This is a genomic window from Brevundimonas sp. GW821-FHT10A07 (assembly GCF_059415785.1).
Genome location: NZ_JBWKNX010000006.1, coordinates 82837 through 100201 on the forward strand (window position 1 = coordinate 82837; position 17365 = coordinate 100201).

20 protein-coding genes and 4 tRNA genes are annotated in these 17365 nt (G+C 66.9%); 5 read left to right on the forward strand and 19 right to left on the reverse strand.

The features are described from left to right. Window positions 1–68: 68 nt before the first annotated feature. The 14 genes from AC07NC_RS06595 to AC07NC_RS06660 all read right to left on the reverse strand — a co-directional run bounded on the left by AC07NC_RS06595 (window position 69) and on the right by AC07NC_RS06660 (window position 8787). Entirely contained in the window at window positions 69–1055 is a 987-nt protein-coding gene (locus AC07NC_RS06595; protein WP_494569005.1) for an aldo/keto reductase, read from the reverse strand. Between the two features lie 100 nt (window positions 1056–1155). Further along, window positions 1156–1232, reverse strand: a tRNA-His gene (locus tag AC07NC_RS06600). A gap of 141 nt (window positions 1233–1373) precedes the next feature. Continuing rightward, entirely contained in the window at window positions 1374–2093 is a 720-nt protein-coding gene (locus AC07NC_RS06605) for an energy transducer TonB (RefSeq protein ID WP_494569006.1), read from the reverse strand. 14 nt (window positions 2094–2107) lie between these two features. Continuing rightward, entirely contained in the window at window positions 2108–2542 is a 435-nt protein-coding gene (locus tag AC07NC_RS06610; RefSeq protein WP_008259452.1) for a biopolymer transporter ExbD, read from the reverse strand. Window positions 2543–2547: 5 nt separating this feature from the next. Then, window positions 2548–3435: a MotA/TolQ/ExbB proton channel family protein gene (locus AC07NC_RS06615; protein ID WP_008258688.1), complete on the reverse strand. Its 888-nt coding sequence runs from the start codon at window positions 3433–3435 to the stop codon at window positions 2548–2550. Window positions 3436–3984: 549 nt separating this feature from the next. Next, window positions 3985–4060, reverse strand: a tRNA-Phe gene (locus AC07NC_RS06620). Window positions 4061–4123: 63 nt separating this feature from the next. After that, window positions 4124–4288: a DNA gyrase inhibitor YacG gene (locus AC07NC_RS06625; RefSeq protein ID WP_008259215.1), complete on the reverse strand. Its 165-nt coding sequence runs from the start codon at window positions 4286–4288 to the stop codon at window positions 4124–4126. Then, window positions 4285–5325, reverse strand: a complete 1041-nt coding sequence (locus AC07NC_RS06630; protein ID WP_494569007.1) for a ribonuclease E/G — start codon at window positions 5323–5325, stop codon at window positions 4285–4287. Before AC07NC_RS06630 ends, AC07NC_RS06625 begins: the two co-directional genes overlap by 4 nt. Beyond that, window positions 5322–5897, reverse strand: coding sequence for a Maf family protein (locus AC07NC_RS06635; RefSeq protein WP_008264047.1), 576 nt, complete (start codon window positions 5895–5897; stop codon window positions 5322–5324). The genes AC07NC_RS06630 and AC07NC_RS06635 overlap by 4 nt, the downstream gene beginning before the upstream one ends. Window positions 5898–5909: 12 nt before the next feature. Beyond that, window positions 5910–6128: a translation initiation factor IF-1 gene (infA, locus tag AC07NC_RS06640; protein WP_008261544.1), complete on the reverse strand. Its 219-nt coding sequence runs from the start codon at window positions 6126–6128 to the stop codon at window positions 5910–5912. Between the two features lie 103 nt (window positions 6129–6231). Next, entirely contained in the window at window positions 6232–6714 is a 483-nt protein-coding gene (locus AC07NC_RS06645; protein WP_008260730.1) for a UPF0262 family protein, read from the reverse strand. Continuing rightward, entirely contained in the window at window positions 6711–7211 is a 501-nt protein-coding gene (locus tag AC07NC_RS06650; protein WP_494569008.1) for a DUF2948 family protein, read from the reverse strand. Before AC07NC_RS06650 ends, AC07NC_RS06645 begins: the two co-directional genes overlap by 4 nt. Further along, complete coding sequence (gene murA, locus AC07NC_RS06655; RefSeq protein ID WP_154725605.1) at window positions 7201–8490, reverse strand: UDP-N-acetylglucosamine 1-carboxyvinyltransferase; 1290 nt, start codon at window positions 8488–8490, stop codon at window positions 7201–7203. The genes AC07NC_RS06650 and murA overlap by 11 nt, the downstream gene beginning before the upstream one ends. 102 nt (window positions 8491–8592) lie before the next feature. Next, complete coding sequence (locus AC07NC_RS06660; protein WP_008264028.1) at window positions 8593–8787, reverse strand: hypothetical protein; 195 nt, start codon at window positions 8785–8787, stop codon at window positions 8593–8595. 110 nt (window positions 8788–8897) lie between these two features. Here AC07NC_RS06660 and AC07NC_RS06665 point away from each other — a divergent pair. Further along, a tRNA-Thr gene (locus AC07NC_RS06665) sits at window positions 8898–8972 on the forward strand. Between the two features lie 66 nt (window positions 8973–9038). Further along, window positions 9039–10337, forward strand: a complete 1299-nt coding sequence (locus AC07NC_RS06670) for an amino acid permease (protein WP_494569009.1) — start codon at window positions 9039–9041, stop codon at window positions 10335–10337. Window positions 10338–10416: 79 nt separating this feature from the next. On the opposite strand, the gene AC07NC_RS06675 is transcribed toward AC07NC_RS06670, so the two are convergent. From AC07NC_RS06675 to lipB, 5 genes are all read right to left on the reverse strand, one after another. Continuing rightward, on the reverse strand, window positions 10417–11634 hold the full coding sequence (locus AC07NC_RS06675; RefSeq protein ID WP_494569010.1) for a S41 family peptidase: 1218 nt from the start codon (window positions 11632–11634) through the stop codon (window positions 10417–10419). A gap of 190 nt (window positions 11635–11824) precedes the next feature. After that, entirely contained in the window at window positions 11825–12424 is a 600-nt protein-coding gene (locus AC07NC_RS06680) for a hypothetical protein (RefSeq protein WP_494569011.1), read from the reverse strand. Window positions 12425–12472: 48 nt separating this feature from the next. Then, on the reverse strand, window positions 12473–12967 hold the full coding sequence (gene msrB, locus AC07NC_RS06685; protein ID WP_035309738.1) for a peptide-methionine (R)-S-oxide reductase MsrB: 495 nt from the start codon (window positions 12965–12967) through the stop codon (window positions 12473–12475). A 74-nt stretch (window positions 12968–13041) separates the two neighbouring features. Further along, entirely contained in the window at window positions 13042–14526 is a 1485-nt protein-coding gene (locus tag AC07NC_RS06690) for a hypothetical protein (RefSeq protein ID WP_494569012.1), read from the reverse strand. Window positions 14527–14650: 124 nt separating this feature from the next. Beyond that, window positions 14651–15367, reverse strand: coding sequence for a lipoyl(octanoyl) transferase LipB (gene lipB / locus AC07NC_RS06695; protein WP_008260521.1), 717 nt, complete (start codon window positions 15365–15367; stop codon window positions 14651–14653). Window positions 15368–15432: 65 nt separating this feature from the next. Here lipB and AC07NC_RS06700 point away from each other — a divergent pair, with 65 nt between their 5' ends. The 3 genes from AC07NC_RS06700 (at window position 15433) to mgtE (ending at window position 17350) form a co-directional block, all read left to right on the forward strand. Beyond that, window positions 15433–15684, forward strand: a complete 252-nt coding sequence (locus AC07NC_RS06700) for a FliM/FliN family flagellar motor switch protein (RefSeq protein ID WP_008260376.1) — start codon at window positions 15433–15435, stop codon at window positions 15682–15684. A gap of 97 nt (window positions 15685–15781) precedes the next feature. Continuing rightward, window positions 15782–15866: transfer RNA gene (locus AC07NC_RS06705), tRNA-Leu, on the forward strand. Between the two features lie 65 nt (window positions 15867–15931). Further along, window positions 15932–17350, forward strand: a complete 1419-nt coding sequence (mgtE, locus tag AC07NC_RS06710) for a magnesium transporter (RefSeq protein WP_292148044.1) — start codon at window positions 15932–15934, stop codon at window positions 17348–17350. The last annotated feature ends 15 nt before the right edge of the window (window positions 17351–17365 follow it).

Here is a 17365-nt window from a genome sequence, read left to right on the forward strand (position 1 = left end):
TCGCTCCGGCCGGGCCTTTTCATGCCTGCCGTCAGGCTTGACGGATCGGCCTCGGGCGGCCTGCGCCCCTAGCGGTTCAGGGCCGCCCGCGCCGCCTCGGCGTAGCGGTGGCCCACGGCCGCGCCCTTGGGGAAGACCGCATCAATGCGCGCCAGGTCTTCCGGCGTCAGGACGATGTCGGTCGCGGCGGCGTTCTGTTCCAGAGTGGCGACGCGGCGGGTGCCGGGGATCGGAACCAGATCCTCGCCCTGGGCCAGGACCCAGGCCAGGGCCAGTTGGGCGGCGGTCACGCCCTTGTCGGCGGCGATGGCCTTCACCGCCTCGACCAGATCCAGGTTCTTCTGGAAATTCTCGCCCATGAAACGCGGATTGGTGCGGCGGAAGTCGTCCGCCTCCAGATCGTCGATGGACTTGATGTCGCCGGACAGGAAGCCCCGACCTAACGGGCTGTAGGGCACGAAGCCGATGCCCAGTTCCCGCACGACCGCGAACAGTTCGTCTTCCGGGTCCCGCGTCCACAGCGAATATTCGGTTTGCAGGGCGGTGATCGGATGGGTCGCATGGGCCTTGCGCAGGGTGTCCGGCGCGGCCTCGGACAGGCCCAGGAAGCGGACCTTGCCCTCCTTGACGAGTTCGGCCATGGCGCCGACCGTCTCCTCGATCGGCGTGTCGGGATCGACCCGGTGCAGGTAGTACAGATCGACGTGATCGACGCCGAGACGCTGAAGACTGCCCTCGATGGCGCGGCGGACATTGGCCGGACTGCCGTCGACCAGAAGCTTGGAGCGGTCGGCGTTGTAGTTGATGCCGAACTTGGTGGCGATGAAGGCCTGATCGCGCCGGTCCTTCAGCGCCTTGCCGACCAGGACCTCATTGGTGTGCGGGCCGTACATCTCGGCCGTGTCGAACAGGGTGACGCCCAGGTCGAGGGCGCGGTGGATGACGGATATGGACTGGCCCTCGTCCGCGCCGCCGTAGAAGGCGCTCATGCCCATGCAGCCCAGGCCTATGGCCGAAACCTCGGGACCGTTCAGGCCCAACTTGCGCATCTTCATTGCGCTCTCCTGTCGATGTGGGGGATCAGCGTTCAAAGACGCCGACGATCAGGAGATGGTCACTGCAGCGGCGGGCCGCAAGCCCGGCCGCGCTGCGCGATGGTACCGCCTCTCAGGCTTGAACTGAGGACCTCCGGTTCCACAAACCGGCGCTCTAACCAACTGAGCTAAGGCGGCCCGCGCGTCGCGAGGCGCGTTCTCTACCGGGACTGCGGCAGGGGATCAAGCGGCTTCATCAGATTTCGTCACCGCGCGGCATAAAAGAAAAACGCCCCGGAGATCGCTCTCCGAGGCGTCTGTTTTCTTCGACGGAGCGCCTTACCCGAGGGTGAAGGGCACCCGGACGCGGAAGGTGGCGTCCTGGGCCGCGCCATCGACGGTACGCGGGGACAGTTGTCCACGCTGAACCACGCGAACAGCGGCGCGACCGAAGCCCATACCCGCAGGCTCTTCCGACACCACGCGGCAGTTCGCCGGAGAGCCGTTAGACCGAGCGGTGCACTCGACCGTGGCTGATCCGCTGATTTCTCGTTCCAAAGCACGGGACGGGAAATCATCTGCGGTCGGACGCGGCTGGCGCGACCACTGCACGTTCGTGATCGTGGACGGACGCGGCGGAGCCGGCGGAGCCGGAGGCGGCGGCGGTCCAGGAATGTTCACGGGCGGACCGGTGTACTCGACCCGGTCTTCCTTCTTCGTCGGCGTGATGTTCACCGGCGGAGGAGGCGTCACGTTCGGAACCGGGGCCGGCACCCGCACCTGAAGCTTGGGCGGAGGCGGCGTATCCGTCGGCGGAGGCGGCGGGGGCGGAGGCGGCGGAGGCGGCGGAACCGGCTCGACCAACTCGACCTCGACGGACTCGTCGACGTAGTTGAACTCCTTGAGTTTGAACTTCGACTGCTGAAGGAAGAAGATCAGCAGGGCGAACAGGAGGGTGACGATCAGAAGGCAGACGATCAGGACGGGGTAGGAAACCCCCATGAAGCCCTTCTTCTTGGGTACGTCGTAACGACTGCGATGATATGCGACGTCTGTCATTCTATCTCCGCACTCTAGCTCGTCGCCTGGTCTTCGCCGACCAGTGCAACGCTGTAGAAGCCGTTATCCTGCAAAGCGTTCATGACCTGCATGAAATCACCATAGCGGGTGTTTTGGTCGCCCCGAATGAAGATCCGCTCATCGGCCGGGTTCCGGGATCCGATCTGCTTCAGCAGATCTTCGCCCAGAGAGCCGACGCTGGTCGGGAAGTCGCCCACAAAGACGTCGCCGTCGTTCTGGATCGAAATATAGACCGGCTTGGGCGGGTTCGGAGCCGCCTTAGCGACGGCGATTGGCAACTCGACCGGCACCGACACGGAAGCGAGCGGAGCCGCGACCATGAAGATGATGAGGAGGACCAACATGATGTCAACGAAAGGCGTGACGTTGATATCGCTGTTGGCCTCGACCTTGTTGCCGCCGCCGCCCGATTTAATCTTGGCGGCCATCCGTCTTACGCCCCCTTGTCGAGCTGACGCGAGATGCCGTTCAGCAGCTCGGCGGCGAAGCCATCGGCGCGGGTGCCGTAGGCGGCGATGCGCGTGTTGAAGTAGTTATAGAAGACAACGGCCGGGATAGCGGCGAACAGGCCGATACCGGTGGCCAGCAGGGCCTCGGCGATACCCGGAGCAACGACGGCCAGGTTGGTCGTGTTGGATTCCGCAATGCCGATGAAGGAGTTCATGATGCCGTAAACGGTGCCGAACAGACCGACGAACGGACCGATCGAGCCGACCGAAGCCAGGAACTGCTGGCCGCCCGACAGGCGCAGGGCCAGACCGGATTGAACGGCGGCGACGGCGGCCTGGGCGCGGCCCAGGGCCGAGTCGAGGTGATCGCCCGTGACCGAGAGACCGGCCTGACGCGACATTTCGACTTCTTCGGTCGCCGCAGCGGCCATGTCGGCCAGCGGGTTGCCGTCGAACTCTTCTTGCGTCGAGACGGCGCGCATGTCCGCGATGGTGCGGGCGCCGCGGAAGTTTTCGAGGAAGTTGTCGGTCTTGCGGTTCAGCGCGCCAAACTCGAACAGTTTGATGAGCAGCAGGGTCCAGGACAGGATCGAGGCCAGCAGCAGGCCGATCATGACGACCTTAACGATGACGGTCGCTTCCATGAACATGGAGATCGGGGTGATGCCGGCGCCGTGTCCGCCGCCGACGGACTCGTTCATGGTTTGCGGGTTGGCCGCGTCGGCGGCCGGAGCCATCGCCGTCGGGGCTGCTGCGGGTGCAGCGGCCGGGGTCGGCTCGGCCGGGGCCTGGGCCAGGACCGGCGAGCTCGCCATCAGCACGGCGGCGCCGGCCATGGCGAGAAGGATGTTCGTCTTTTTGCTGTTCAGCATAATTCGCCAGTTCCTGCTTGGTCTGACTCGTGGAACCAAAGGTGCGGCCGTGTCAAAGAGCCGCCCCCCAACCTGAAAATGTTTCCTTCAACGCCCCGCGTCCCATCGGGATCATCCAGGCGCTGAATTCTTTGATGGAGACGCGTCCGGTTTCCCGCACCGCCCCCGTATTCGAACCGCCGGAGAACACGTCTCCTAAGAATCCGTCTGACGCCTTTGTGGGAGGACGTCCTACCCCCTTTGGCGAACCCTTACCGGAGCGTCAAGGGAGAACAGCCGGATTTCACCCGCCGGGCGAAGTTCGAGCAAGTCTTGCTCCTTTCGACCGCCAGCAGGCCAGAAAGCGACACTTTTGTGATGATTTCGCCGCGATTAGCGCAAGCTTGTTCGAAAGCCATAATCCGGAGGAGTTTTTTACTCCTCTGAGAGCGTTTCTCAGATCATCCGCCCCCAAAGCAGTCGATCAGCATCGTTTCAGATGACGCCGTTCCACGGAACGAGGCGCTTAGGCTTGGTCATTTCAGGGAAGGTCGGCCCGCCGACGAAAGATGGTGCCTGGAGGCGGGTTCGAACCACCGACACGCGGATTTTCAATCCGCTGCTCTACCAGCTGAGCTATCCAGGCGCCGACGCGGCGTCGCGAGAGGCGGGTCTATAGGCGAGCCGTTTCCGCCTGTCCAGCGTCGTTTCAGTCCTTTTCGCCATCATCTTCGGCGCCCTCGTCCAGGGCGGCCGGGATGGCGTAGCCGCCCGTGAACCAGCGCTGCAGATCCACTTCCGAGCAGCGGCGCGAGCAGAACGGCTTGTACTTGGGATCGGCGTCGGCCTTGCGGCAGATCGGGCAGGTGCTCATCGATCAGGTCCTTCGATACGTCCACACCCGCGCCGCACATCGGCGTCGGCCCGCACCGAGGCGCGCGGCCCCATCCGGGCGGCCAGGGGGCCAAGAAGCGCGGCCTCGTCCGGCGCACAGCGCGCGACGACGCGCGCAGACCGGGTGTCGGACAACAGTCGTCGGCGCAGCGCCCGGGCCAGGGCCAGGACTTCGGTCTGGACCGACGGCCGGCGGCCGGCCTCGAACAGGATCTCTTCTATAGGGGTCCGCCGCCAGGGCAGCGACATCTGCAACAGTCCGAACCGGCTGATCGGACCGAACACGGCCTGGTGTTCATGGGAGAAGGCCGCGCGGGCCGCCTTGTCCCCGGCGGCCGCGTCCTCCGCATCGCCGACCAGGTCGACGACGATCAGCCCGCCCCAGTTCCGCAGGCTGATCAGCCGCGCGGCCTGGTTCAGCCCCAGGCGATTCGCCGCCGCCCGCGCCTGTTTCGGATCACGCCCCGTCCCGGCCGTATGATCAATGTCGACGGCGATCAGGGCGCGGGTGCGTTCGATGGCGAGGTCGACGCCGTGGGAGTTGAAGACATGGCGGGACGCCAGAGCCTCTTCCTCCGCCTCCGTCACCGCGTCGATGGCGGCGAGGCCCGTGGTCAAGCCCCCGCCCCCGGCGAGGTCCCGCAGCTGGGCGGCGATGCTGGGCGCGGCCTCCAGCAGGCGGGGCGCCCCCTCACCCGGCCCAAGGCGGCGCAGGACCGCGCCCTTGCCGGCGCGCGGCTCGGCGACGACCGTCGCCTCCAGCCGTTCGCCCTGGGTCAGACGTTCATTGCGATGGAAGGGCAGAAAGGCCGGCGCGCCGGCGCCCAGATCGACGAAGGCGCCGCGCAGGCCGGGATTGATCTCGGTCACCCGGCCGACGGACCGTGCGCCCAGGCGATGCTGGGGCAGATCGCCGTCACGATGGATCAGCAGATGAGTATAGCGGCCGTCACGCAGGACGGCGCCGCGGGTCTCGCCCGGCGCTTCATCGAGGAAGACCTCGATCTCGCCGCTCATGCCCGCCAGCCGACGCCATGCAGCAACTGCACCGCCTCATAGAGAGGCAGGCCCATGACGGCGGGATGGCTGCCGACGATTCGCTGAACAAAGGCCCCGGCCGGGCCCTGGATGCCATAGCCCCCGGCCTTGCCGCGCCAGTCGCCGGTGGCGACATAGGCGGCGATCTCGTGGTCCGACAGGGGCTTGAAGCTGACGCGGGTCTCATTGACCCGCGACGACAGCTTGCCGTCGCGCACGACGGCCACGCCGGTGAAGACCCGGTGATTGCGGCCGGACAGCAGCTTCAGGAACCGCGTCGCCTCAGCCTCGTCCGCCGCCTTCTCCAGGAAACGTCGTCCCACGGCGACCACCGTGTCGGCGGCGATGACCACCGCGTCGGGCCGTCGCGCCGCGACCACCTGGGCCTTGGACGTGGCCAGACGTTCGGCGAGGCGCGGCGGCGTCTCGCCCTTCAGCGGCGTCTCGTCGATGTCGGCGGGATCGATATGGTCGGGCGTGATCCCGACCTGCGCCAGCAGTTCGATGCGGCGCGGGCTGGCCGAGGCCAGCACCAGCTCAGGCCGGCTCATACGAGCCGTCCCTTACTTGAAGCGATAGGTGATGCGACCCTTGGTCAGGTCGTAGGGGGTCATTTCCACCAGAACCTTGTCGCCGGCCAGCACGCGGATGCGGTTCTTGCGCATCTTGCCCGCCGTGTGGGCGATGATCTCGTGGTCGTTCTCGAGCGTCACGCGAAAGGTGGCGTTCGGCAGCAATTCGCTGACGGTGCCGGGAAACTCGAGCAGTTCTTCCTTAGCCATGCGGCCTCTCACGCCCGTTGAATATGCGTTCGACCCCACGCCGGGCGGGCGCGAGGGGCGGAATGGAGGGGCCTAATGCCCGAAAATGCAGAGATAGTCGAGGTCAGCCGCGACGGTAGAGGGCGCACAAGAGCGTAAACAGCCGTCGCGCCGTCTCGTGATCGACGATGATCTTGCCATCCAGCCGCGTCTTCAGCTGTTCGGCCCCCTCGTTGTGCAGACCGCGCCGGCCCATGTCGACCGATTCGATCTGGCTGGCCGACGAGCCGCGCAGGGCCTCGTAATAGCTGTCGCAGATCATGAGATAGTCCCTCAGCACCCCCTTCAGGGGCGTCAGGCTGATGGCGTAGGTGCGGGTGAAACCTCCGCCGTCGATGTCGAACACCAACCGGTTGTCCTGCAGCGACAGTTTCAGCCGATATCGTCCGCCCCCCTCTGCATCGTCAGGCGCGCCGACGGGTTCGAAACTGTTCTTCTCGACCAGGTCGAAGATGGCGACGCGGCGTTCATGCTCGATCTCGGCGGTGGCGGCGGGAAGCGTGACCGTGTCCAGCTCAACCGAGACCAGCTTGTGGACGCCGCTCATGCCGCGCTCCCTTCATCGTTTTCAGGCGCGCTCAGAGGGACCGCATCCAGATGCGTCGGGGCGATCCGCGCCGGCCAGCGCTCGGAGATGTCGGTCACCACGGCGTCCAGGCATTCGACGTCGATCCTCAGATCGCCGCCGCCGGCGAACATCAGGATCACCCGTCCGCCCGGCGCCTCGGTCGGCATGAAATCCAGGGCCAGCAGTTCCAGCGAGGCGTCGGGGCTGCGCGACAGGCGCCGGCTCTTGACCGCCAGCACGTCCCCGAACTGCATGGCGCACATCACCCGCGTCCCGCCGCACTCCCAGCAGAAGCGGCTGAAGGCGATGGTCAGGGTGCGGGCGCCCTTTTCCCAGACGATGTCGACCGGCCGCAGGATGGCGTCCTGAAGCGCGGCGGAGATGATCTGCAGATCGTCGGCGTCCTCGGCCAGCAGGCGCAGCGGTTCGACCGGCGCCTTGGCTTCCGTGACGACGCCGTCGATCTCAGTGCTCATCACCTGTTCCTTTAATCCGTCGGATATCCGCCCCGCACGCGCCCAGCTTCTCCTCCAAACGCTCGAACCCGCGATCCAGATGATAAACCCGGCCGACCGTCGTCTCGCCCTCGGCGACCAGGCCGGCGATGACCAGGCACATGGAGGCCCGCAGGTCGGTGGCCATCACCTGGGCGCCGTGCAGCCCCTCGACCCCTTTGACCTGGGCCTCGCCGGCGTGAACCGAGATCTCGGCTCCCAGCCGGGCCAGTTCCGGCACATGCATGAACCGGTTCTCGAAAATGGTCTCGCGCACGGTGCTGACGCCGTCGGCCGTGGTCATGAGGGCCATGAACTGGGCCTGCAGGTCGGTGGCGAAGCCGGGATAGATGGCGGTCTCGATATCGACCGCCTGCAACCGCACCTTCGGATCGCGCTTGATCAACACGCCGTCGGCGGTGGGCGACACGTCGACGCCCGCCTCGATCATCTTGTCGGTCAGGGCCCCGATCAGCTCGGCCCGCGCCTTGGTCAGACGCACCTCGCCCCCCGCCATGGCGGCGGCGACGGCGTAGGAGCCCATTTCGATTCGGTCGGGAATCACCGACCAGGTCGTCCCGTTCAGCGACGAGACGCCGGTGATGGTCAGGACGTCGGTGTCGATCCCCTCGATCTTCGCCCCCATCGCCGTCAGGCAGCGGGCCAGGTCGCCGATCTCCGGCTCGCGCGCGGCGCGGCGCAGCACGGTCGTGCCCTGGGCCAGCACGGCGGCCAGCAGGGCGTGTTCGGTGGCGCCGACCGAGACGAAGGGAAACTCGATCTCCGCGCCCTTCAGACCGGACGGAGCCTTGGCGGTGACATAGCCTTCATCCAGCTCGATCTCGGCGCCGAGCGCGGTCAGGGCCTGGAGGTGCAGATCCACCGGACGGGCGCCGATGGTGCAGCCGCCGGGCAGCGACACCTTGGCCTCGCCCGTGCGGGCCAGCAGCGGGCCCAGCACGTTGAACGAGGCCCGCATCTGCCGCACCAGATCATAGGGGGCGAAGGTCGAAGTCAGGGCCTTGGCGTGGAACAGACTCTCCTGCCCGTCCGCGCCGTCACGCTCGGTCACTTCAATGCCGAACTGGCGCAACAGCTGGCCCAGGAAGCGGGTGTCCGCCAGACGCGGCATATTGGTCAGCAGCAAGGGCTGATCCGTCAGGATCGAGGCGGCCATCAGCTTGATGGCGGAATTCTTGGCGCCGCTGACGGGAATATCCCCGAAAAGCTGGGCGCCGCCCTGAATGGCGATGCTGTCCATGACGTCCTTAAGCGCGCCCGAAGTAAACGCCTCGGGGGGAGGGTTCTCTAGCAAGCCGGCGCGCGCTTGCCAAAGGGCGGAACGGGCGCGGGCCGATGACTTTCAGTTGCTGTCTTTCGGCGGGGCGGGCGTGCGGGCCGGCGCCTTGCGACGTCGCAGGTTGGCGCGCAGGGCAGAAGCCAGGCGGATGGCCCGGTCCGCCTTGGCCCGTTCGACCTCCGACGGCGCCGAAATCTCGGGGGGCGAGGCCGCTGCGGCGGCGGGCGGCGTGTCGGCGTCAGGCGGGGGACGAGTCATGTCCGGATCATGCCGCGATCAGGAGCCGTGTCCAAACTTTCTTTCAGATCGTCAAAAAGCCGCTTCCCTCCCCGGAAGGGTTTGGCTATACGGCCGCTTCCTCAGTCGGGGCCGCCGTAGCTCAGTGGTAGAGCGCATCCTTGGTAAGGCTGAGGTCGTGGGTTCGATTCCCCCCGGCGGCACCATCTGAGACTGAAAAGGCCCGGCGCAAGCCGGGCCTTTTTGTTATGCGCGATCAGGAGAAGACCGGCATGATCGACACGCGGAAGACGGAACCGCGCAAGCTGGGCTGGGCGCTGGCCGCCCTGCTCGTCACCGGAAACATGATCGGCTCGGGGGTCTATCTGCTGCCCGCCTCCCTGGCCTCGGTCGGCAGTTCCAGCATGGTCGGCTGGGTCGTGGCCGCAATCGGCGCCCTGCTGCTGGCCGGGGTCTTCGCGGGCCTGGGGCGCAGGCTGCCCGCCGCCGACGGCCTGTCGGGCTATGCCGAACAGGGACTGGGTCGGTTCTTCGGCTATCAGGCCTCGATCGGCTACTGGGTCGGCAACTGGCTGGGCAATGTCGCCATCGCCGTGGCCGCCACCGGCTATCTGGCGCATTTCTTCCCGGTGCTGGCGGAACGCTGGCCCAGCGCGATCTGCAATATCGCCCTGCTGTGGCTGACCACCTTCCTCTATATGGCCGGACCGCGCGCCGTGGCGCGTTTCGGCGGTCTGTCGCTGGGAATCGGCCTGATTCCCCTGGCCATAGCCGCCGTCGCCGGCGCCATGGCCTTCGATCCCCAGATTTTCGCCGCCTCCTGGTCGCCGGACGGCGCGGGGCTGGCGGCCAGCGTGCCCGCCTCGATGGCGTTGATCTTCTGGGCCTTCCTCGGCTTCGAGAGCGCCGGGGTCGTGGCCCAGCGCCTGAAGAACCCCGAGCGCGACGTCGGCCGCGCCACCTTCGCCGGGGTCGGCCTGGCGGCGGTCATCTATATCGCGGTCAGCGCGGCGATCTTCGGGGTGATTCCTGCGGCCGAACTGGCGAAATCCAGCAGCCCCTTCGCCGATGTCGCCGCACGGGTGATCGGCGGCGGTGCGGCGGGCTTCGTCGCCGTCTGCGCCATCGCCAAGACCCTGGGCACCCTGGGCGGCTGGATGATGCTGACCGGCGAGACCGCCCGCGCCGGGGCCCGCCAGGGCTTCCTGCCCCGCGTCTTCGGCCGGGGGGCCCTGACCCCGCCCGCCAATCCGCTGATCCACGGCGGCCTAATGACCCTGATGGTCCTGATCAGCGCCCAGCCGCGCCTGGCCGGCCAGTTCAGCCTGCTGATCGGCGCGACCACCGTGCTGTTCCTGATCGCCTACGGCCTCTGTTGCGCCGCCCTGTTCCGGTTCAGCGACCGCTGGCCCGCGCGCCTGGCCGCCCTGGGCGGCCTGGGCTTCTGCGGCTGGGCGGTCGTCATGTCGGGCTGGACCTTCCTGGGCATAGCCCTGGCCTTCTTCGCCGCGACGACCGTGGGATGGGCGTTCGTTCGTAAGATGGACGATCCGGCGGGTATGCCTGTCTAAAGATAGGAATGCCCGTCGAGAACTTCGGCTTGGAGTGGTGAACCGATACTCGTTTCGGTGCGGAGGGGGCTCAGGGCCGCTACCTACTGCCACACAAGAATTGTTGGGCGAGGATAAGCGGGTCCTGTCCATCCAGTGCCTCGATGTCCGGGCGTAGACGCCAGCGAGGATTGCCTTGTGCGTCGTACACGGGCTCGGCCGAATACTGGGCGTCGATCCCTGTCCTATCCAGGCGCAGCGGAAATACGGCGGCGCCGAGCCCCATCATGGGACTACCGACGATGACCCCGCGCCCTAGACTCTTCATGCCCATGGGGAAACCTTCCGCCATGCTGCCGCTCCAGCGGTCCACCACTACGGCCACGGGCCCGTCGAATGTGAATGGGCCTTCGGGGCCGACTGTCTCGACCCAAGGTTCGCTAAGGCCTTCGCCTGCGCGGCGCCGCATCATGGCGTAGGGCGCCGCCTTCCGGATGAAGCGTCCCATGATTGGACGAGCGACAGCTGTGTCGCCACCGCCGTTCCCCCGGACATCCAGAATCAGGGCGGGGCAATTGCGCAACTCGACAAGCGCCGCGTTGAATGCCTCAACCACGGCGTCGTTGGCGAAAGACCGAATGGTGATCAAGCCGATGCCATCCTCCAGCCTGCGCCATTCGACATCGGATGAAGACGATCGGGGTGTAGTCGGGATCACGAGATCAATCCGCTTTCCACCCGTTCGCTTGACGCGATAGCGCCGGGGTTCACCCCGTGTCCCGGCGACCGCGCGACCTGCAGCGAATGCGACGGCATGATCGTCCGCGTTCGTCAGACACCTGGGCATTCGGGACTGGACGGCGTCGGCGATGGAAACACCGTTCACAGCCTCAATGATATCGTTCCGCATCAGGCCTTGCGATGCGGCCGCGCCGCCGTCCTGCAGCGCCACGACCCGGGCCTCACCAGCGGCGTAGGCGACCAAGACGTCCGAAATCGCGCCACGCGGGGTCCCAGGCGGCATGTCGGAGACGCCCGTATGCGGATCGTAAAGTTCAAAAGCCGCCTCCGCGACAATCGCGGCGAAATCATCACGGCTGGCTGCCTCAAGCGCCAGCGGTCGGTAGACACGCCGAACCTGCTCCCAGTCCGTCTGCTTCTCGCTAAAGAAGCAATAACGATCACGCAGAGTGGTCCAGAACTCATCGAAGTCCTGGGTAAAGGTTATGTCACGATCGGTTGCGGCCAGGAGGCGCCCTGCGGGCAAGCTGGCTGCTGCCGTGCCCAGCGCGGCAAGCAACACGCGACGTCTGTTCATCTTTGCCCCTCGCTCTCTGCGAGGTTTTTGCCGCTCTGATCGGCTGCTGGCCAGTTAAACCTCGGTAATATCGCGGAACGAAGAATGCCTGTTCTCTGCCCAGGTGTAGAGAAGCGGACTCCCGCTATGTCCGCAACGGGTCGAACTGCGACCTCGGCGCAGCCTAAAACTGGAAGATGCGATAGCCGTCTCAATCGTGAGCCGACAACCCCCGCCGCCACGAATCGCGCTCATCGGCGTCCTTGTCCTTGCTCCAGCTGAACCCCATCGACAGCGACTTGCTGGTCGAATCGGCGCCGTAGCCGCGGCCGGACCAGCCGCCGTAGGGAGAATAGAAGCCCGGCCCGCGCAGGCCGTATCCGCCGCCGTAGCCGTAACCCCAGGGCTGGTTGCGGCCCTCGCGATAGGCCAGGTCCAGACGGCCGTTTTCGCCGACCGGCAGGGACACCGCCGCGCCATAGCTGCGGTAACCGCCTGTGCCGATGCCCGCCTCGACCATGCCGTGCATCTGGCGGTCGTCCTGAGGGCCGGGCGCGGGGGCTTCGTCGAAGCTGGCGCCGGGGGTGCGGCTGTCGATCCAGTGCTGGATCTGCTGTTCAGTGGTCAGGCCGTGGGGCGCGGCGTCCTGGGCCGTGGGGGCGGCGACGGCGGCCTCGGGCGCGGCGGCCATGGCCTGGGCCAGGGTCGGAGCGTTCAAGGGCGCGGTCGTGACCACGCCGTCGGGATCGCCGCCCGACATCGCGCCCGGCATCGTCAGAGCCATACCCGCCAAGAGTCCTGCGATCAGCATGCGCCGCCTCCGTTCGAAATCATCCTAGCACAGCGAATGCGGCCAAGGTCAGGCGTCCCCGTCGCCGCGATGCAACGGATCCGGCAAGGGTTCCCCCTCGGCCACGAAGCTCAGGGCCACCGAGTTGATGCAGTAGCGGTTTCCGGTCGGCGGCGGGCCGTCGGGGAAGACGTGGCCCTGGTGGCTGCCGCAGCGGGCGCACTGGGTCTCGATGCGGACCATGCCGTAGCTGGTGTCGCGGATTTCATGGACATGGGCCGGATCGACCGGCTCGGTGAAGCTGGGCCAGCCGGTGCCGCTCTCGAACTTGGTGCGGCTGCGGAACAGGGGCAGGCCGCATTCGCGGCAGCAGAAGACCCCGGCCCGCTTCTCGCCCAGTAGGGTGCCGCAGAAGGGCGCCTCGGTGCCGTGCGACAGCAGGACGCGCTTCTCCTCGGGGTTCAGGTCGGCTTCCAGCCGGGCGCGTTCGGTGTCGTCCGGCGGGGTCAGGTCATAGCCGGAGGGCGATCGCAGGCGGTCGGACGGGGGGGCGAGATCGGTCATGCCTCCCAAATAAGAAGGGGCGGGCCGAGGTTCCACCCCTGCCCGCCCCCGCAGTCCGTTCGATCCGGACGATTTTACTGGAACAGAGTTCCCACCCAGGCGCGGACAGCGGCCTCGTCGGTCGGATCGCCGGTGTAGGCCAGGCCCTGGGCCGGGGTGAAGGGCATGTCATTGCCGCGCTGGCGGGTCATCCAGGCCTTGTGACCATAGCTGAGGTCCGCATAGTTGGACGGCAGGCGCAGGACGGTGGGCTCGATGAAGATCGAGTCCTCGGCCGTCACCGATCCGGCCAGGCGCACGTTCGGCAGACGGGTCAGCAGGTCCAGCGTGTCCAGGCAGCCGCTGGTGCAGCCGCCGTCCACCAGAACGATCACCGGACCGGCGACCGGATTGGCCGTGCCGGCGTCCGGAACCGACGGGCGGCCCGGCAGGGTGAAGGTCGCCTGACCGGCGGCCAGGGCCGAGTCGAAGGCGGCGACGATGGCCTGGGTCTGTTCGATGACTGCGCCCGATTCCTGCACGAAGCGCGGATCGGCCTGCATGCGGTTCAGGGTGTCGACGAACCACTGACGGTTGGTCGGGGTGGCGCGATAGGTGATGGAGCCGGCCTCGGGCTGGCGGCTGACGGTGAACTCGGGCGTCCAGATCCGGTTGGCCAGGCCATAGCCCCGGCCCGTCGCGTTCAGCGACGCGCCATTGGCGCCGCGCAGGTCGATGACAAAGCCCTGTGGCCCGCGGAGGGCGGCCAACTGGCCTTCGACGGCGGCGTAGAAGGCGTCCCAGCCCGCTTCGTCGGCCAGACTATGGACATGGACCCAGGGACGGCCGTTGACCGTCTCGATCGCCAGGGGATTGGCCGGGGGCATATAGACGGTGGCGCGATAGGCGGTTTCCAGCGCTCCGGCCTCGACGGGTTGGGGCTGCATCTGGAACTCACGCTCCCGACGGCCGACCTTGAAGGTGCAGAGCGACGGCACGCCGCTGGTCAGCGGATTGTTGCGGTTCCACAGCAGATAGGGCGCCGTGCGGACGCGGCCGGCCTCGGTCGTCAGATCGCCTTCCCAACGGTCCAGACGTTCGTCGGCCAGTTGCGCCGCAGTCTTGTCGCCGCATTTCACCAGGGTCGAGCCGACCGGCGGAAGGCTGCGTACGCCGGGCTTCACATAGGAGACCACATATTCGCCGTTGCGCCACGCCGTCGTCAGACCCGGCCAACCGATGGCGAAATAGGGACCCAGACCTTCGTAGGTGGGGCGGGTCGCGATGTTCGAATCGCGGAAACCGTTGGCGTAATAGCGCAGCAGATAGGCGTGGCTGTCGCCGCTGTTGACGCGGCCCGCCTTGCTCTGGGCGTCGGCCAGGCCGGTGTCGATCCAGGCCCGGAAGGCCTCGCCCGGCGCGCCGGGCACGACGGCGGCGGGGTGGTTGGCGGCCAGGACGTCATGGACCGTCTGCAGGTCCTGCTGCGCAAGGGCGCGGAAATCCTGGGCGGAGGCGGCGCCGGCGGCCAGTGTCAGGGACACGACGGCGGCCGAGGCGGCGGCGATCAGGCGGTTCATGGAGGCTCCTGGGCTTGGGCGATAAGCTGGCGCCGTCGTTAAACCTTATGCCTCCCACGCTTGCCAACCCCCGCCGCCGTCCTTTCGCCCAAATGTCATACCGATTGCGGCGAAGCGGCGCAGGTCAAAGGGGGGAAGCCGTTTCGACGGTCGCGCCGAAAAGATGATGAAAACTGGTCTTCAGCGCCGCGTCCGCCTCGTCCATGGTGGCCAGAACGCCCAGATCGACCAGGCTGGTGACCCCGTGCTCCTGGATGCCGCAGGGCACGATGCCGCCGAAATGATCCAGATCCGGCTCCACGTTCAGGCTGACGCCGTGGAAGCTGACCCATTTGCGCACCTTGACGCCGATGGCGGCGATCTTGTCCTCACGGCTCCAGCCCGCGCCCTTGCGCTCGACCCAGACCCCGACCCGACCTTCGCGCACGTCGGCCGTCACGCCGAACTGGGCCAGGCCGCCGATCAGCCATTGCTCAAGCCCCCTGACGAAGGCGCGCACGTCCCGCCCGCGCCGGTTCAGGTCCAGCATGACATAGGCCACCCGCTGGCCCGGCCCATGATAGGTGAACTGCCCGCCCCGCCCCGTCCGGTGAACCGGGAAGCGGCCGGCGTCGAGCAGGTCCTCGTCCCGCGCCGACACCCCGGCGGTATAGAGGGGCGGATGTTCCAGCAGCCAGACCATCTCGCCCGCCTCGCCCGCCGCTATGGCGGCGACACGCGCCTCCATGAAGGCTTCGGCGGCGGCGTAATCGACAGGGCGGGTCGCCACCGCCCATTCGACGGGGCGGTCGTCGTCGCGACGCAGCTTCTGAAGTTCAGGACTTAACGGCTCGGCAAGCATAAGGCTTCAATGTGCAGCTTGAGGCGTTTCCGCAAGGGACGACCTCATAGTGAACGAGAGCGCCCGTGTCCCAGATCAACGCCGTCGACGTCGAAATCTCAGTGGTGCTGGGCCGTATGGTGCTGCCGATGTCGCAATTGCTGCGCATGGGTCGGGGCGCGGTGATTCCGCTGGACGCCTCCGAAGGCGACGAGGTCTGGATCCTGGCGAACAATCACCCGGTCGCGCGCGGCGAGATCGAGATTCGCGACGACCGGATCGCAATCACCGTGACCCGATCGGCCGACCTCTACGACTTCATGGCCGGTTCGGCCTGACGTATCCACAAGCTGAAACGCACAAAGCGCGACAGGGCTGAAAAGAGAGCCTTTCCTTTTCCGGCGGCTTCGTCTATTCGCCGCCGCTCCGATGCGAGCGGTCGTGGCGGAATTGGTAGACGCGCAGCGTTGAGGTCGCTGTGGGGCAACCCGTGGAAGTTCGAGTCTTCTCGACCGCACCATCTGGCTAAACAGGGCGATTCATCGGCTAACTACGGCTGGACATTCTACCAAGGGAGGCGACCACGTGAGCACCACGGACTCCGCCTTCGCTCCAGCCGAAGCGCCTGATAACGAAGACCACGCCGCCCTGGACGAGGACTATGTCCTCACCCCTCAATTCGTCGAGAAAGTCGTGGACGCCGCCGACGACGGCGACGGCATGCGGCTGCGCTCGCTGCTTGAGGATCTGCACCCCGCCGACGTCGCCGACCTGATGGGCTTCCTGACCTCGGAACACCGCGCCGTCGTGGTGCTGTGGCTGCCGCCGGAGCTGCTGGCCGAGACCCTGCCCGAACTGGACGACGGGATTCGGGAAGAGGTGCTGGAACGGGTGCCGCACGGCACCCTGGCCGAGGCCCTGCAGGAACTGGATTCCGACGACGCCGCCGCCGTGGTCGAGGACCTTGAGGACGACCAGCGCGAACGCGTTCTGGCGGCCATGCCCGACGTCGATCGCGCCGCGATCGAGAGCAGCCTGGGCTATGATGAGGAGTCCGCCGGCCGCCTGATGCAGCGCGAGGTGATGGCCGCACCCCAGTTCTGGAGCGTGGGCGACACCATCGACCACATCCGCAAACAGGGCGACGACCTGCCGGAGCTGTTCTTCGACATCTATGTGGTCGATCCGCTCAACCGCCCCGTCGGGGGGGTGCCGATCAGCGGCCTGTTGCGCGCGCCGCGCAGCGCGGCCCTGGCCGACCTGATGGAGCCGATCAACGAGATCGCCGTCGATCAGGACCAGGAAGAGGTCGCCTATATCTTCGAGAAATATCACCTGATCTCGGCCCCGGTCGTGGATGCGGCCGGTCGGCTGGTGGGCCAGATCACCGTCGATGACATCGTCAACATCATTCAGGAAGAAAACCGCGAGGACATCCTGCGTCTGGCCGGTGTCGCCGACGAGGATCGCGGCTCGTCGGTGTCCGAGATCGTGCGCGGTCGCGTGCCCTGGCTGGCGATCAACCTGGCGACGGCCGCGCTGGGCGCCAGCGTCATCGGTCTGTTCGAAGGCACCATCCAGCAGATCGTCGCCCTGGCCGTGCTGATGCCCATCGTCTCGGCCATCGGCGGCAACGCCGGGACCCAGGCCCTGACCGTCACCGTCCGCGCCCTGGCGACCCGCGAACTGAACTCGGCCAACGCCATGCGCACCTTCCTGCGCGAGCTGGCGGTCGGCGTCGCCAACGGACTGGTTCTGGCCCCCCTGATCGGGGTCGCGGCGGGGTTCTGGTTCCGCGACGAGGACTGGCGGATCGGTCTGGTCATCGGGGCGGCCATGATCCTGAACCTGCTGGTGGCCGCCTGTATCGGCGTGCTCACGCCTTTGACCCTGTCAAAGCTGAAGTTCGACCCGGCCGTCTCGTCGGCGGTGTTCGTCACGGCCACGACCGACTTCTTCGGTTTCCTGATTTTCCTCGGTCTGGCCACCATGGTTTTGCTGTAGAAGCCTGGCCCCATG